The sequence below is a fragment of the Terriglobia bacterium genome, from assembly GCA_020072815.1.
Lineage (GTDB): Bacteria > Acidobacteriota > Terriglobia > Terriglobales > Acidobacteriaceae > Angelobacter.
In genome coordinates, this window is sequence record JAIQGE010000002.1 from 42,590 (window position 1) to 58,250 (window position 15,661).

Here is a 15,661-nt window from a genome sequence, read left to right on the forward strand (position 1 = left end):
TTCCTGGCGGCGTGGCCGCGCGTTTTATTGCTTCTTCACGCGGATTTTACCACTGAAGGTGCGGAGCTCCAGTGAGGATAAGCCTGAGTTGGAGGTACCTACTAAGGAACTGCCCGGCTTGTCATGAAGGTAGGAATGGCCTTTGATCTTAAAGGCAAAATCGGTTTGCAGCGTGCCGCTGTCGGTATGCGCGGTCAGGTCCACGGACGCCGTCTCCGGCATGAACACATCAATCGCTCCGCTGTGCGTGGTAAAGCTGTATTCGCCGCCGCCCGCGCAATCGCCTCTGTAGGTAATGTTGCCGCTGGCCGTACCGGCTTTCACCTTCGCTTTAGGACCGTAAACGTTGCTCAGCTCCACCGCGCCCGCCGTGGTGATGATGTCCACGGTCGAGTTGTTGATGCTGGAGAGAGTAATCGGGGCAGCTACGCTGCGCACCTTGATGTGGGATAGGTATACGTTGCGTACCGTGATCTGCCCGGTGTCCGACGAGAGATTGAGATCGCCGCTCATGTTGTCGGCCACAATGGTGGAGCTTGCGCCGCTGACCGCAACAAAAATCCCCTTGGGAACCGTCACGTCATAGTCCACGCGGGCTTCATCGCTGGTAGGTTTCTGGTCGGCAATGGTATGGGTGTGGAATTCCACGCGCCGCTTGTCCGGCGTTATGGACTGGTCCACTTCCACCTTGTCGGAATGTTCCGTATACACCACCACCAACTGGCGTCCGTTGTCTGAGTGCAGGTTGACGGAGCCCCCGTTGTTGAAGATGTTGAGCGTGCCTCCGGGGGCGATCTCCAGCCGGACTTCTTTGCGAACATCAGCGGCCCACAAGCTGGATGTGGCCAGGGCTGCGGCCAATCCTAGGGTAGCGGCGTATCCAAGCTTCGTCATAGCGGTCTAAAGTCTCCTCGCGGTTACGGCAACGAGCGGGCCGTGGCCATCTGGTACAGCATTTCCTTTTGTTGGTAGGCGTCCGCCAGGTGCTCTTGCGCTACCGTATCATCCGGGTCCTGCTTGATGGCCTGGCGGGCGTCAACAATGTACGCGTTCACCTCGCGCAGGCTGTCCTCATACGCGCGCCGCACCACCGGCTCCTGCTGCGCCACCTGGCTGAGCAACTGTTGGTCTTCGCCGTCAAATTGTATGGCTGGCGTTGCGGCTTTTTGCGCTGAAATTTGATTGGGTTGTGGACGGTAAGTGATGAGGACGGCGGCAAAGGCCAATACCGCCACTGCGGCCATCACCCACCCGCTGCGTGTCCAGCTCTCGACCGGAGGCGGCAGGGCGATCACTGCTCCCAGGCGTGGCGTTCGACCCTCCCGGAGCAAGCCCTCTCGCTGGAGCGCTTGCTCAATCCCCGCCCACACCCGCGGGTTGGGATCGTGCATGGGCATCAACAGCTTGGCTTGTCCGGCGATGGTTTCCAGGTCCTGCACCAGTCCGGCGCAAGATGGACATGTTCGCAGATGTTCTTCTTCTTGCTCGCTCCCGCCGGTATCCATTATCTCCGGCAGGACTTCCTGAAATTGCTGGCAGTTCATTTGTCTTCATCCTCTCCCAAAGTGACCGCGTCCTGAAGAAAACCACGCCGCTTCTTCGCGTGTTTTCTCGTGGCCGCTTTCGTCTCAGCCGCCCATGATCACTGGCGGGTGGCCTTTTCGGCTCTGCTGAGCTTCAACAAATCGCGCAACTTCATGCGCGCTTTGTGCAGTTGCGACTTGCTGTTGCCGATCGAACATCCCATCATCTCGGCAATTTCGTTATGTTCGTAACCCTCTACGTCATGCAATACAAATATGATTCTGTACCCCGGCGGAAGGTTTTCCACGGCCCGTTCCAGATTCACCCGGTCAATGGACCCGGCCAGAACGTTGTCCCGTGCCCCTATATCTTTCTTTGGGCCCTCGTCATGCTGCGGCTCCAGCATTTCGTCCAGCGAAACTTCCGGAAGCCCCTTCTTACGCAGGTGCATCAGCACCACGTTCACCGCCAGCCGGTGCAGCCAGGTTGAAAACGCTGACTCGCCGCGGAACGTGGCGATCTTGCGGTACAACTGCAAGAAAGCTTCCTGCGCCAGGTCTTCCGCCTCCGCCGTATTCCCCGTCATGCGCAGGCACAGCGAATACACGCGGCGTTTGTGCAGCGCGTACAAGGCTTCAAACGATTCCGCGTCACCGCTCTTGGCCCGTTCAATCGCCTCTGCTTCCGTCAGGCCTGGCGCGATGATCTTCTTTTGCTGTGTCAAGGTGCCTTTATCAGGCCGCTTGTCCCTTGGATGCGGCCCCGTCACTGCTTCGTTGTCCCGGCATTGCGCTGAAAGTGCCATCCGGGTAAAGACCCATTCTCTAGGGGTTTTGGTTGCCTGTCCACCCCACCTGCCATGTAACTTTTACAGGGATTTGACCCACCAGACTCGTGTGGCACAGGCACTCCTGCCTGTGCCGATGCCTCTGGTGCCTTTCCGATCACCCCGGGGCCCCCGGCAAGCCTGATCTTGGCTTGCTGGGGTGGAGGTCACCCGATGTCCCGATCATCGCGCTCTTCAAGATTTTGGCAATTCGGGCGATTTTGGCAATCTCCATTGGGATGCCCCCCTACCCTCCCTATTCATCCCAATGGTCCCAATAAACAAAAGGACTTAGCCACCCGTGATCCCAGTGGGAGCCCAATCGCACCGCCATTTCACCTGGGCGATTCCCCGGTCGCCGCCTGCACCGCACGCCCCCATTCGCACCTAAACCGTTGCAAACAAAAGCTCTACTATAGCACGTCTGTCCACGAATAACAAGCAAAATCTTGCCCTTTACGTTATTTTGTTACTTGGGTGCTGGTTGCGGTGCCGGCGCTGGCAGGACGAAAACCGAGTCGTCCACCCGAACATTGAATTCAACTTTTTGGATCGCAAGTTTTTGCCCCGGCCCTTGCCCGTCTTTGATTCGCTGCTCAATCGAGAAGGGGACCATCATCCCTTCCACTTCCTTGTAATCCCCCATTGTGCTCACCGACACCGCTTGTTGGCCTCCCTGGTTGATCTTCTCTTCAGTCTTGATTTCGAGAAAGCTATGGTCGTCCAGGTAAAGTTCGCGGACGGAACCGTTCTTCAGCGTGAGTCTCAGATGAAACGTGCCGGCCTTGTCAACTTGCTCCTTGCCCACCAGCTCAACTTTGTGCCCTTTCTGCTTGTAGTCCACCAGAGGACTGTCAAAGTCCGCTTGCTCCTGGATCGCTTTCAGCTCGTCGCCGGACATGGGCTCGGGGTCCTTCTTTCCGGTGAAAGGAACGATCTGCCAGCCGTTCTTTCCGTCGTAGGCCTGGACCATCGTCAGACCCTGTATGCTGATTTCCTGGCGCACCTTGTCCGGGCGCTTTTGCACCAGCACAAAACCAGCCTGCATCTCGCCGATGGCAGAGCTGCCGGTGATTCTTGCCGTTTGCAGCGCCTTGAGCTTGGACAACCCGCCTTTAGCGGCGATGTTCTTGGCCACGATCTCATCCACGGTCTGGGCTTGGGCCACAAACGCGAACAGGAACAGAGCTACAAAGAATAAACTGAGCTTGCGCATCAACGGACTCCTTGGCGATCAGCAGATCTAAAGACCTTACGACGCGTATGTCGAGGAGTCAAATATACTCCCTAAGCTTCTGCCACAATATGCGGGCCTAGTTTCAGGCCGCAATGCCGGAAGGTCTATCCATGCGGAGAAGCTGTCGCCTTGTAAACATTGCTAGGGTGGTCCTTGGCTGTTGGCACAAGACGTTAGGCGCAAATAGTCACAACCTTCCGCAAACTAAGAGTTGCAAAATAGCCGCAACCTTGGCTTAATAACATGGTTCATGCGCAAGACTACCTGCCACATATGTCGTTGTGAAAGCCCGGCTGCGGAAATGCTGGCGTTGAATGGTAAGCCCATCTGCATTCCTTGTGCAGACGCCAAGGCCAAAGAAGCCGGCGCCGTAAATTCCACTCTGGAATTTGCCCACATCATTGATCCCACAATTTGCGGTATATGCAAAACAGATTTCGGCAACAGTGATCTCGCTCTCGTCGGTGGCACTCCCGCTTGCTCTAACTGTGCTGCCGGGTTGTATGAGCGGCCGTACCCCGGCTGGCTCAGAATGGCGATGGCCGGCCTTCTTTTGCTGCTTGCCGGCTCGCTCTGGCGAGGCTTGCCTTATTTCAAGGCTGGCCGTCACCTGGTGGTGGCGGAACGCGCCATGGACCACCGGGACTACAAAAGGGCCGCCATCGAATTTACTGAAGTCCTCAAGGTCTCTCCCTCCGCGCAGAGGGTGGTTCTTGAGGGGGCCAAGGCGGACTTGATGTCGGGAGATGTTGAGGGCGCGGGAAAATTCCTGAAACAACGCCTCGACTATGAACGAAACGATCTGTTCACCGAAGTGAACGGAATGTGGGACCACGCGCTAGGCGCTTTTAAAAAGGCCCAACTGGCGGCGAAGCTCGCGGAGGCGGACAAAAACGAGGAAGCGGCACGCTTGATGCATGAGGCCAGCAACGAGTACCCGCAGTCGCCGGACCTTGCTATCTCGGCCCTTGCCCTGGACGGTTTCGTCGCGTTCGATCACAAAGACTACGACACGTTCTTGCGCCTTGCCCAGGCCCAGCTTGCCAGCAGACCCGACGATCCTCGGCTCGCAGGCGGAGTAGCTAGCGCGCTTGCCTGCAAGTACGCGGTCACCGGAGATCAGACGTACCGCAACCAGGCAGAAGAAATCTTGAGTAAAGCCCGAACTCAGGCTCAGCGGTCTCCTGAACAAAAAGCTGACTTTGACGAATATGTTGAGCGAATCAATTACCGCCTTGACACCCGAATCATCATTGATAAGAAAGAGTACGATCGCCGCTTCCGGAATAAGGGGGAGAAACACTAATAAGGGGGAGAAACACTAATGTTCTTTATCCCCGGATTTGTCATTTCCATTGCGACTTTTCCCGGCGTCATCCTGCATGAAGCTGCGCATTTGTTCTTCTGCAAGGTGAACAAACTTGCGGTTTTCGACGTTTGTTACTTTCGCATTGGCAATCCGGCAGGTTACGTCGTCCACCAGACCACGGAAGATTTCAAGAAGGCCTTCATGGTAGGCATGGGGCCCTTCTTCGTGAACTCTTTGTTCTGCGTGATCTTCTGCTCAGCGGCATTCATGCCGGTGTGGGAGTTGGAAGTCGCGGATCCGATGGCCTATTTCTTTTATTGGCTTGGATTGTCTATTGGAATGCATTCCTTTCCCTCAACCCAGGACCTGAAAGAGATTTGGCGCCTCATGCCGGGTGAGGCTGCAAGATTCAATCTTTTAGCCATCATGAGCTACCCGGTCGTAGCGATCGTATACGTCCTGAACTTTCTTCGGGTGGTCTGGGCTGACTTGGGTTACGGTATCGCCATTGGCATTCTGGCGCCGCTGGCTGTGTTCCATTGGCTGGTCTAGTTGGACCTCAGGCGCTGTCTCACCCCTTCCGATACGCCTTCTCCATGTACTTCTTCGCGGTCTCGGCTTCCTTGGTCGAACCATCCAGCGCGACCACGGCGCGATATTGCTTCATCGCGTCTTCGCGCCGGTTGAGCAAATCAGACACCTCTCCCGCCGACAACAACGACCGCTGCCGCAGCTCGCGATTAATACTGCCCGAATTTCCCGCCGCCTCATATGCCCGCGCGGCTTCGGCGTATTGCCCCTGTCCGCGCAGGGCTTCACCCAGCCCGTATTGCACCAGTTCCACGTGGGCCTGGGGATACCGGCCGGCTTCGCAGGCTTGCAGCAGCTCGCGGAGCGCTAGCACGGCCGCCGGGCCCTTGCCGGCGTCTTTCATCAGGTTGGCTTCTTCCAGCCGGAACAGGAAATTCTTGGGATACTCCTGCACCAGCGTGTGCACCACCTTGATGGCGTCGTCAAACCGCTCCTCGCGACGCAGAAAAAGTGACAGCGCCACGCGCGCGTCGGCGCTGGTCTGGCCTCCGGCCCGGCCCGCCTCTTCCAGATAGCGTAGGCCCTTGTTCTTGTCGCCATGGATTCCGGTGATGCCAATGGCCACCTTTACCAGCCAGGGCAGGCTGCCCACCACGTAGTTGTGCGCGCCCACGGTGGTTTTGGCGTCGGTCATGGACGGGTCCAGCTTCAGCACCTGCTCGTGATCGTTGCGCGCGGCCAGCGAGCTGCGCACCGCCGAATACCAGGCATGTTCGATCAGCGCCAGATAGGTTGACCGCAAGCCCTTGGTCACGCCCCGCGAATAAAGCGCCTGCACGTCGTTGGGATTGGCCTTGAGCCGCTTCTCCGCCAGGTCTTGCGCTTTGTCGGCCAGCTCTTTGATCTTTTGTTTGGTCGCAGCGTCCATGGGCACCTGCTTGGTGTCCAGAAATTTCTGATGGGTGTACAGGCTGGTGTCCAGCGCGTCATATCTGTACAGCTCGCGGAACAGCACTGCTTCCAGCAAGTGGTTCCAGGCCTGCGGATCGTCGGGGACCAGGTCCGCGGCCTTCTGAAAATCGCGGATGGCCAGATCGTATTCCAGCGTGTAGTAGTGGACGAAGCCATCGCGCGTGAGGACTTGAAACTCCGCGGAAGACGCCGGGTCGCTGGGACGCTCCAAAGGAATTGTGCGGGCCGGATCGCCGGCCTTCAATCCCGCCGGACAGCCAGCCAGCGCTGGGACGCAAACCAAGAACAACACTGTCCGGATTCTGCTGCGCGTCATCTTCAATCCCTGGCTTTGAGTCCCATCAAAAGTTTGGATGCGCCATGCTTTTTCGGCGGCACGGCGCCATACACACACTCGCGCCATTGTACCCGCAAAGAACACGCCAAGCTGCGTCGCCCTCAGCTTGGCCGATTGCACGGCTCAGATTTTTTCATGGACGATTTGCTTCGGCGTGTTCTTGCATGTGACTTAGCACGTTTGCGTAAGCCCAGCGCCGCAGTCGCGAAGTAATGATGGCCCAGGCTCGTAAGCTGGGAGCGCGTGAAGAATATTGTAGGCCCGGGCTTCAGGCCGGGATGCGCGGCAGCGCACCCGGGTAGGCCCGTTTCACCGCTGGCCTCCATTCATCGGCATCTGTGGCGGCGGCGGCGACGCGGGTTGCATAACGTAGATGACCTGCGGCGGGCGGTTGCCGGTGTTATCGCTGGCCGACCAGATCAGCGCCACCAGCCATCCCAGCACCGTCCATCCCAGAAAAAGATTCAGGACGCAAATCGCGCCTTGATTGTTGTGCCCGCGGCCGGACGCGATGATCGTCGGCAGAAAATAGGCGGCAATCGCCAGCACCACGGCCAGCAGGCCTACCAGCATTGCCCCGAAATCGGGGACCGGAACGTCAGACTGCATCAGGATCATTGCGAAGTTCATAGCGTTTTCTTTCCGGGGGTGTCTTGTTTCGGCGGCTTTGATGGAGGGGCGACACAACTAGGCTGTCTTCAATGGACTCATGCCATCTCAGGGCGGACGATCTCCAACAACCTTCCCTTCGCCCGCCCGTGTTCAATCGCATCTACCGACGGTCACAGATTCTGTTACGCCACTTTGATGGCCGGCTTCTTGACCTGCGGCGTCCTGACGATCATCACCGAGCACTTGGCATGCCGCGCTACCGACTCCGCCACGCTGCCCAGCAGGAATTTCTCTACGCCTCTCTTGCCATGCGATCCCAGCACGATGAGGTCGGCCTTCCAATCTTCGGCTGTGCCCACAATGCCCGTCCGGACCTCTTCGTCCACGATGCGGGTCTCCGCCTTGAATCCGGCGGCGCGCAGAACCTCAACCGCCTTGGCCAGGGAAACTTCCGCCAGCTTGGCCAGTTCTTTGCGTCTCTCCGCCATCTCCGGGACCCATCCCGCGGCCATTTCCGGCGGCGTCGAATAGACCAGCGGCTCAATCACTTCCAGCACAAGCACTTCAGTATCTTGCGGCCGGAATTGTAATGCCAGGGCCTTCGCCGCGGCTTCTGAGAATGTGGAACCATCTGTTGCCAGAAGGATTTTCATAACGTCTTCCTCCTATTAATCCATATAAATTCTCGCTCCGCAGCCTGATTTGTTGCGGTGACCGCCGTCACAATGCCGGATTCAGAATCTGGCGGCCCTCGGGCGGCCCCTTCGGTTCAGCTGCCACGTACTATCGCGCCGGGGTATTCAACTGGAAGACCAGCCGTGTTCCGCTGTCCAGTTTTACGTTGCCTGTGGATGAGGTGATCACCACCGAGTGCCCCGGGTCGGTGGCCGGAGCCTTGAGATAAAGGCCGTCCACGCCGGTTTGCCGTGCCCCCGGTGCGGGCCGTTGCGCCGTCTGCGACCAGATCGGCTCGTTGAGGGCGTGCGGCGTGGTGTCATGCGCGTTGCCTGAAGGCTGCAATCCACCTGCCCGGTCCATGGAGCTGTTCAGCGATGAATTTGAGATATCGGGCATCCGGACCGCTGGCCGGGGCGGGCTGATCAGCGTGTGGATCACCTCATTGAACGCCACTTCTCCTCCGTTTTTGAGGATGGCTTTATCGAATGCGATGCCCAGCCTGGATTCGGTTTCGTCCTTGGTGCGCGCTTGGACCTCCGTGATATGGCCCACCAGCTTGGTGCCTTGGGGGAAGACAATCTTGCCGTTCGACTTCGACTCCGCCGTCACCTTGGCGTTCACCGGGTCGCCGACTTTGGCTTTCTTGGCGTCCAGTGATTTCGTCAACTCGGCTTCAAAGAACGGGCTCGACGGGACCTCAGCCGCCTTGCTCTGAGCGCCGCCTTGCCCTGCAGCGAATGCGCCGCATGCCGTGCCCAAGCCAAGCGAGCTGGCCACCACCATCGCTAATCCAAAGTTGTTCATTGGTCGTTCTCCTAAAAGGCTTTCTCCTTACTAGTGCTTTGTCTTCCGCAAGAATCCCAGATCCAAGAATTCCAGATCAAAGATCAAAGATCAAAAGCTCAAACCTGTGGCAGCGCAGCCCGCGCTTTGCTCCGTGCGCCGCGCCAGTACAGCAGCAGGCCTATTCCCACCGATGCCACCGTGGCCACCACAATGCTGATCTCAAACAGCGCCACACTCTTGACGTCTTCTGACGGGACCATGGCCAGCGCCATGGAGCCCAGCGTGACGGCAAATCCCAAGATTCCCGCCACCCAAACGCCGGGTTTTCCACCCGGCACCAGCACCGCCTGTTCGCTCTCCCGGTCGGGCCGGTACGCCAGTTTGATCACGGCGGCGTACATATAGAGGAAGGGAATGAAATAGAGGATCACTGACATGTCCACCAGGAACAGGTATCCCTTGCGCAGCGTTGTGACGTAGGTAGTCAGAACCAGGATCACGCCGGAGATGCCGGCCTGCACCAGAATGGAAATCCAGGGCGTCTTCCAGCGTGGATGTAGATTTCCGAAGAACGCCGGCAAATAGTGATCAATGCCCGCCACAAACGGCACGCGCGCCACGCCGGCAACCGTTGCGCCGACGCCGCCGGCATTGCCCGCGGTCACCAGCAGGGCCGCCAGGATTCCAAACCACGCGATCCCCAGCATGGTGGAGCCGCCGGTCACCGCCTGAAATACGCCGTTGCGCGGGTCAACTTCCGCCGCAGGGCGCATCGCCAGCACGGCCACGGTCCCCAGAATGTAAATCACCGCAATCAGGCCCGCGGATGCATAGATCGCCCGGGGGAACGTCCTCTTCGGGTCGCGCACCTCTTCGCTCATGGCGCACACCAGCTCCATGCCGGTGAAGGCGAACGCAATCTGCGACCAGAAGGTCACCGTGCCCCAGTTCCATTGCGGCATCGCGTCATGCCAGGAGAAATGGGTCACGCTGCCGTGGCGCAGCGCAATGAATCCGCCGATGCCAATCAGCATCAGCAGCGGAATGTAAGTGCCCACGCCTCCGGCGTTCTGCAGCCATTTGCCGATGTTCAGTCCCACAATGTTCAGGACCACCGCAATGGCCAGCAGTCCTAACGACGTGCCCAGCGTGTACCATTTGTTGTCCGCCAGGTGCGCGTACTGCGGCCCGCCGACGTACACCGACATGGCCACGCTGGCGGCCAGCAGCCCGGGGAAATAGAAGAAGGTATAAATCCAGTACGCCCATCCCGCCACAAACCCGTGAAAATCTCCAAACGCTTCTTTACTCCATACGTAGAGCCCGCCTTCCGCCGGATAGCGCGTAGAGAGCTCGACGATAATCAGCGACGTAGGCAGAAAGAACAGCGTCGCCGCCAGCACCCACAGGCTGATGGACGACGTGCCGTAATGCGCAGCCGCGGCGATCCATCGCGGGCCCAGCACGGCGGCAATGTTGAACAGCAGCACGTCCCAAAATCCCATGGCGCGCCGCAGTTGCGGTTTTTGGTTGACGGTTTCCATTGGTGTGTCGCTTCGCTCCACGCCGCTCGTAAGCCAAACGTTCGAAAGCTCGGTCGGCTGCGCTGTATTACACAACGAAGGCCCAAGATTAGCAAAAGAAAATGCAATCCTTCTTCTTGATCTGGAGGCCGCCTGCGTCTCAGCTAACACATTAGGAATGTCATCCTGAGCGAGTCCGAGTCCTGCAACGCGGGACAAGGACGAGTCGAAGGACCCCGGAGGATGCCTCCGGCCACCATGCCGCTCCAGGGCGTTCTCACCATGACTGCTTGGTCTGGACAGAGATGTGAATCCTAATAACTTCGCCAACCGCCAATATCACCCATTCGCAATTTGACATCCCAGCTTCACCGCTTTACTTTGCTTGATGCGCAAACTAGTAGTTTCAGGAGGCAGGAATGCGGCGGTCTCTAGGAGTCTTCTCCTTTTTACTCATAGCAATTTTGCTGGCGGCCAGCGGCCTGGCCCAAGATGTGGCATCGTTTGAAAAGCGGACCACGGTCAAGGTCCTCAAGAACGGGTTGACGGTCATTCTGTGCGAGCGTCCGGAAGCTCCGGTGTTCTCCTTCTTCACCATTGTGGACGCCGGCGCCGTGCAGGACCCGCAAGGCCAGTCCGGCATGGCCCACATGTTTGAGCATGAGGCTTTCAAAGGCACGGACCGCATCGGCACCACCGATTACGCCAAGGAAAAAGTCGCGCTGGCGAAAGTCGAGCAGGCCTGGGCCGCTTATGACCGCGAGGACCGCCGCGAAAACGGCCGCGATCCCAAGAAAGTCGCCGAGCTGAAAGCGGCCTTCGACAAGGCCAACGAAGAAGCCAACCAGTTCGTCATCAAAAACCGCTTTGGAGAAATCATTGACCGCGAAGGCGGCGTGGGCCTCAACGCCAGCACCAGCATGGACAGCACGCAGTACTTCTATTCTTTCCCCGCCAACCGCCTGGAGGTCTGGGCCTATCTGGAGTCGTCGCGCTACCAGCATGGCGTACTGCGTGAATTCTATAAAGAGCGTGACGTGGTGCATGAAGAGCGCCGCCTGCGCACGGACAGCAACCCCATCGGCAAGATGGTGGAGCAGTTCATGGCCGCGGCCTACACCGCGCATCCTTACCAGCGCTCCGGCGTCGGCTGGCCTTCCGAACTCGATCATCTCACCGCCACCGAAGCCGCCAAGTTTTACAAGAAATATTACGTTCCTTCCAACACCGTTATCGCCCTGGTGGGAGCTCTTAAGCCGGAACAGGTCTTTCCCATCGTGGAAAAGTATTTCGGCCCCATTCCCTATGCCCCCAAGCCAGAGCCCCTCACCACCATTGAGCCTGAGCAGTTCGCGGAACGCACCGTCACCATGGTGGACAAGTCCCAGCCTTTCTACATTGAGGGCTATCACCGGCCCAGCTACAGAGATCCTGACGACGCCGTCTATGACGTGATTTCTGACCTGGTTTCTGAAGGCCGCACCTCGCGTCTCTACCGCTCGCTGGTGCGCGACAAGAAAATCGCGGCGTTCTCCGCCGGCTTCTCCGGCCTGCCGGGCACCAAGTATCCCGGCTTGTTCAGCTTTTTCGCCGTCCCGCTTCCTGGCCACACGCCGCAGGAGATGGGACAGGCCATCCGCGAACAAGTGGACCGGCTCAAGAATGAAGACGTGACCGACGACGAGCTGCAGATGGTCAAGACCCGCGCCAAGGCTAATCTGCTGCGCCAGCTGGCCAACAATCAAGGGCTGGCCATCCAACTGGCGGAAAACCAGCTGCGTTATGGCGACTGGCGCGAGCTCTTCCGCAGCGTGGACAAAATTGACAAAGTCACCAAGGCGGACATCCGCCGCGTGGCCAACAAAGCATTCGTTGACGCCAACCGCACCGTGGCCATCATTGAAAATGAATCGGCGCACGCCAAAACTGCTGCTGCCGATGGCGCACAGAAGAAGGAGACGCACTAATGCTCAACCACAGAATTCTCCGCGAAAAGTTCCTGCCCGTGCTTCTTCTTTCTGCCGCGTTCTGTCTGAGCGTTTGGACCAGTCCCGCGCAGACCGCTCCGCCGGCCAAGCCCAAAGCCCCCGCCGCGGGGACCAAGGCGGCATCGCCCGCCGCGAAAAAATCGGCGCAACAGGATCTGGCTGCCGGTGACCTGGCGGCCATCAAGAAGCCGCCGCTGGCGCCGTTCCACCCGCAACAGCCCAAGCGGGTCCAGTTGTCCAACGGCATGGTGGTCCTCCTGCAAGAAGACCATGAACTGCCTTTGATGGAAGGCTGGATTTCCATTCGCGGCGGCAGCAAGAGCGAACCGGAAGACAAAGTCGGCTTGGTTTCCATTTTTGGCGAAGCCTGGCGCACCGGCGGCACCAAGACCAAGACCGGCGACCAGCTCGACGAAATGCTGGAGCAGCGCGCTGCCAAGATGGAAACCGGCGGAGGCCCTCTTTCCGTCACCGCATCCATCTCCTGCTTGAAGGGCGACTTTGATTTCGTCCTTGACCTGTTCAATGACCTGCTGCGCAACCCGGAGTTTCGCCAGGAAAAAATTGATCTGGCCAAAGACCAGGAGAAGACCGGGATTTCGCGCCGCAATGACAACTTGGGCCAGATTGCTTTCCGCGAAGCCACCAAAATCGGCTACGGGGCCAAAAGTCCGTTTGCGCGCACGCCTGAATACGCCACCGTGGCCGCCGTCACCCGCGAAGACTTGCTCGCCTGGCACGCCGCCCACGTCCACCCCAACAACGTGATCTTTGCTCTTACCGGCGACTTTGACGCCGCCGCCATGGAAGCCAAGCTGCGCGCGGTGTTTGAAAGCTGGCCGAAAGGCCCGGCGTTTGTTGCGCCGCCGGTGGCCGATTCGCCCGCCCCAACCGGCATTTACTTTGTCGCCAAAGATGACGTCAACCAAAGTGAGATTCGCCTGATCGCCCCCGGCATTCGCCGTGACAACCCGGATTTCTATGCCGTCCAGGTGATGAACCACATTCTGAGCGGCGGCTTCGCTTCGCGCCTGTTTTCCAACCTGCGTACCAAGGCCGGCCTGGCGTATGCCGTTGGCGGCTCGGTGCAAGCGCCCTTTGACCATCCCGGACTCACCATCCTGCAGATGGGCACCAAGAGCGCCACCACCGCCAAAGGCGTAGCAGGTCTGTACGGCGAAATCGATCGCATGCACACCGAGCCGCCCTCGGCAGCGGAGTTGCAGCTCGCCAAGGACGCGATCCTGAATTCATTTGTCTTCGAATATGACTCCAAGCAAAAAGTGAATAATTTCCGCGCCAACCTGGAGTTCCACGGCTATCCCGTGGATTTTCTGGAGCGTTACCAGAAGGGCGTGGAGGGCGTGACCGCCGCCGACGTAAACCGCGTGGCCGCAAAATATCTGGACAAGAGTAAGTTCTCAGTCCTGGTGGTGGGCAAAGCTGCGGATTTTGACAAGCCGCTGAGCACTTTCGGCAAAGTTACCACCGTGGACATCACCATCCCGACCGGCGCTGCTGCCGCCACGGCCGCGCCCGCCGCCAGCAATCCGGAAGGCCGCGCGCTGCTGGCCAAAGTGATTGAGGCCGCCGGCGGCGCCGCCAAACTGAACGCCGTCAAAACCTACCGCCGCAAAGCTGCCTACACCATCAAGGCCCAGAACGCTACGCTGGAGGTGGAAGAGACTTCCGCGGGCGATGACAAAACCCATCTCAAGATCAACACTCCCGGCGGCGAAATGATTATGGTCGCTACCGCGCAGGGAGGTTTCATGTCCATGGCCGCCATGGGCGCGCCGCGCGACATGCCGGCATCGCAGAAGGACGACACGCTGCGGGGTCTGCGCCGCAGAATCTGGTACATCGCCCAGCATGCTGACGACCCGCAGTTTGCCTTCGCCGCCCAGGGCAAGGAGAAAATCGGTGACGGCGAAGCCGCCGTGCTCGACATCAGCCACGGTGGTGAACAACTGCGCTGGTTCGTGGACGAAAAGACCGGACGCGTCCTGCGCGCGCAGTTTCAAGGCAACGGCCCCACCGGTCCGAACACCCAGGTCGTGGAGTACTCTGACTGGAAGGCGGTGGACGGCGTGAACCTGGCTTTCCACGAGGAAGTCACCGCGGACGGCAAGCCCAGCGCCACTGTGGCCACCAGCGCCGTGGAGATCAATCCCGCGGTGGACCCCAAGATCTTCGACAAGCCGCAGTAGAAGAACTTGCCGCGGATTTTCGCGGATGAACGCTGATTCGGCAATGTGTGCCATTCGCGATCATCTGCGCGAATCCGCGGCTAATGTCTTGCTCAGCTCCCCACAAACCTGGCGTACAAACTCCGCGCCACCGCGGTGTCACTGGTTCCCTTGATGATGGCCCGGCCGTCGGGGAACAGCGTCATCTCGTAAGGATCGCGCAAAAATCTCAACACATAATCGTTGTGTTTCACCTGGCCGTGTGGCTGCAATCGCAAGCTAAGTTCGGCAAAGTCCACCGGACGATGCCGCTCGTGGATTTGCACGGCATCCCGTCCGCACAACGTCACTGGTGCGCGCTGCCGCCCGGTCAGGTGGGTGAACTCACGCTTGCCGCAAGTCTGGCATTCCGGCCGTGGACGCGCCGCGGCCACTTCCGCCCGATCATTGCGCCACAGGTCGAATGACAGCAGGCTGCGCCGCAGCTGCTCCCGCGCCCCAACAAAAAACTTGAGCGCCTCGGTGGCCTGAATCGAACCGACCAGGTTCACCGCGCTGTTCAGGATGCCCGCCGTATCACACGTCTCCACCGGACCTTCCGGCGGAGCGGGGAAGACGCACGCCAGACACGCGGTTTCGCCGGGAATAATGTTCATGGTCACGCCGTACGCCGCCACGGCGGCCGCGTAGATCCACGGCTTGCTGTTCTTCACTGCAAAATCGTTGATCAGGTAGCGCGTCTCAAAGTTGTCAGTGGCGTCCAGCACCAGGTCGGCGCTGCCCAGCAGCCTTTCGATGTTCTCCGTTGTCAGGTCGGCAACTTCCCCCTGCACCTGGACGTCAGAGTTAAACGACGCCAGCTTGCGCGCGCCGGCCACGGCTTTAGGGAGGGATTCGGCGGCGTCGGCTTCATCGAAGAGCGACTGCCGCTGCAGGTTGCTGGGTTCCACGAAATCGCGATCAATGATCAGGACGTGGCCCACGCCCGCCCGCACCAGCAGACTGGAAACGCTGGTCCCCGTGGCCCCGCAGCCGACAATCGCCACGCGCGCCTGGGCCAGCTTCTTTTGGCCTTCTTCCCCGATGCCGGGAAAGAGCACCTGGCGCGAATATCGGTCCTGAAATCGCATGCACTATTATTATAGGTGT

Annotated in this window: 14 protein-coding genes; 4 read left to right on the plus strand and 10 right to left on the minus strand. The window is 59.1% G+C overall.

Annotated elements, in window-relative coordinates; all coding sequences use genetic code 11:
* Nucleotides 1-24: 24 nt before the first annotated feature.
* The 4 genes from LAO20_04070 to LAO20_04085 all read right to left on the minus strand — a co-directional run bounded on the left by LAO20_04070 (nucleotide 25) and on the right by LAO20_04085 (nucleotide 3,566).
* Nucleotides 25-894 (minus strand): DUF4097 domain-containing protein, encoded by an 870-nt coding sequence (locus LAO20_04070; GenBank protein ID MBZ5530585.1) that lies wholly within the window; start codon nucleotides 892-894, stop codon nucleotides 25-27.
* A 23-nt stretch (nucleotides 895-917) separates the two neighbouring features.
* The gene (locus tag LAO20_04075; GenBank protein MBZ5530586.1) at nucleotides 918-1,544 is read right to left on the minus strand and encodes a hypothetical protein; all 627 of its coding nucleotides are present in this window, start codon (nucleotides 1,542-1,544) and stop codon (nucleotides 918-920) included.
* A 98-nt stretch (nucleotides 1,545-1,642) separates the two neighbouring features.
* Nucleotides 1,643-2,329 (minus strand): sigma-70 family RNA polymerase sigma factor, encoded by a 687-nt coding sequence (locus tag LAO20_04080; protein MBZ5530587.1) that lies wholly within the window; start codon nucleotides 2,327-2,329, stop codon nucleotides 1,643-1,645.
* A gap of 490 nt (nucleotides 2,330-2,819) precedes the next feature.
* On the minus strand, nucleotides 2,820-3,566 hold the full coding sequence (locus LAO20_04085; protein ID MBZ5530588.1) for an outer membrane lipoprotein-sorting protein: 747 nt from the start codon (nucleotides 3,564-3,566) through the stop codon (nucleotides 2,820-2,822).
* Between the two features lie 271 nt (nucleotides 3,567-3,837).
* Here LAO20_04085 and LAO20_04090 point away from each other — a divergent pair, with 271 nt between their 5' ends.
* Entirely contained in the window at nucleotides 3,838-4,893 is a 1,056-nt protein-coding gene (locus tag LAO20_04090; protein MBZ5530589.1) for a hypothetical protein, read from the plus strand.
* 18 nt (nucleotides 4,894-4,911) lie between these two features.
* Nucleotides 4,912-5,448: a metalloprotease family protein gene (locus LAO20_04095; protein ID MBZ5530590.1), complete on the plus strand. Its 537-nt coding sequence runs from the start codon at nucleotides 4,912-4,914 to the stop codon at nucleotides 5,446-5,448.
* 19 nt (nucleotides 5,449-5,467) lie between these two features.
* Here the strand turns inward: LAO20_04095 and LAO20_04100 are convergent, their stop codons facing one another.
* The 5 genes from LAO20_04100 to LAO20_04120 form a co-directional block, all read right to left on the minus strand.
* Nucleotides 5,468-6,715 carry a hypothetical protein gene (locus tag LAO20_04100; GenBank protein MBZ5530591.1) on the minus strand — a complete coding sequence of 416 codons (1,248 nt, stop codon included), beginning with the start codon at nucleotides 6,713-6,715 and terminating at the stop codon, nucleotides 5,468-5,470.
* A gap of 330 nt (nucleotides 6,716-7,045) precedes the next feature.
* Nucleotides 7,046-7,366, minus strand: a complete 321-nt coding sequence (locus LAO20_04105; protein ID MBZ5530592.1) for a superinfection immunity protein — start codon at nucleotides 7,364-7,366, stop codon at nucleotides 7,046-7,048.
* Between the two features lie 164 nt (nucleotides 7,367-7,530).
* The gene (locus LAO20_04110; GenBank protein ID MBZ5530593.1) at nucleotides 7,531-8,001 is read right to left on the minus strand and encodes a universal stress protein; all 471 of its coding nucleotides are present in this window, start codon (nucleotides 7,999-8,001) and stop codon (nucleotides 7,531-7,533) included.
* 130 nt (nucleotides 8,002-8,131) lie between these two features.
* Nucleotides 8,132-8,830 carry a hypothetical protein gene (locus LAO20_04115; protein ID MBZ5530594.1) on the minus strand — a complete coding sequence of 233 codons (699 nt, stop codon included), beginning with the start codon at nucleotides 8,828-8,830 and terminating at the stop codon, nucleotides 8,132-8,134.
* A 98-nt stretch (nucleotides 8,831-8,928) separates the two neighbouring features.
* Nucleotides 8,929-10,356 carry an APC family permease gene (locus LAO20_04120; protein MBZ5530595.1) on the minus strand — a complete coding sequence of 476 codons (1,428 nt, stop codon included), beginning with the start codon at nucleotides 10,354-10,356 and terminating at the stop codon, nucleotides 8,929-8,931.
* Nucleotides 10,357-10,754: 398 nt separating this feature from the next.
* Between LAO20_04120 and LAO20_04125 the strand changes: the two genes are divergently transcribed.
* Complete coding sequence (locus tag LAO20_04125) at nucleotides 10,755-12,302, plus strand: insulinase family protein (GenBank protein ID MBZ5530596.1); 1,548 nt, start codon at nucleotides 10,755-10,757, stop codon at nucleotides 12,300-12,302.
* Nucleotides 12,302-14,533, plus strand: a complete 2,232-nt coding sequence (locus tag LAO20_04130; GenBank protein ID MBZ5530597.1) for an insulinase family protein — start codon at nucleotides 12,302-12,304, stop codon at nucleotides 14,531-14,533. Before LAO20_04125 ends, LAO20_04130 begins: the two co-directional genes overlap by 1 nt.
* 92 nt (nucleotides 14,534-14,625) lie before the next feature.
* Here LAO20_04130 and LAO20_04135 read toward each other — a convergent pair whose 3' ends face one another.
* Entirely contained in the window at nucleotides 14,626-15,642 is a 1,017-nt protein-coding gene (locus LAO20_04135) for a ThiF family adenylyltransferase (protein ID MBZ5530598.1), read from the minus strand.
* Between the last annotated feature and the right edge of the window lie 19 nt (nucleotides 15,643-15,661).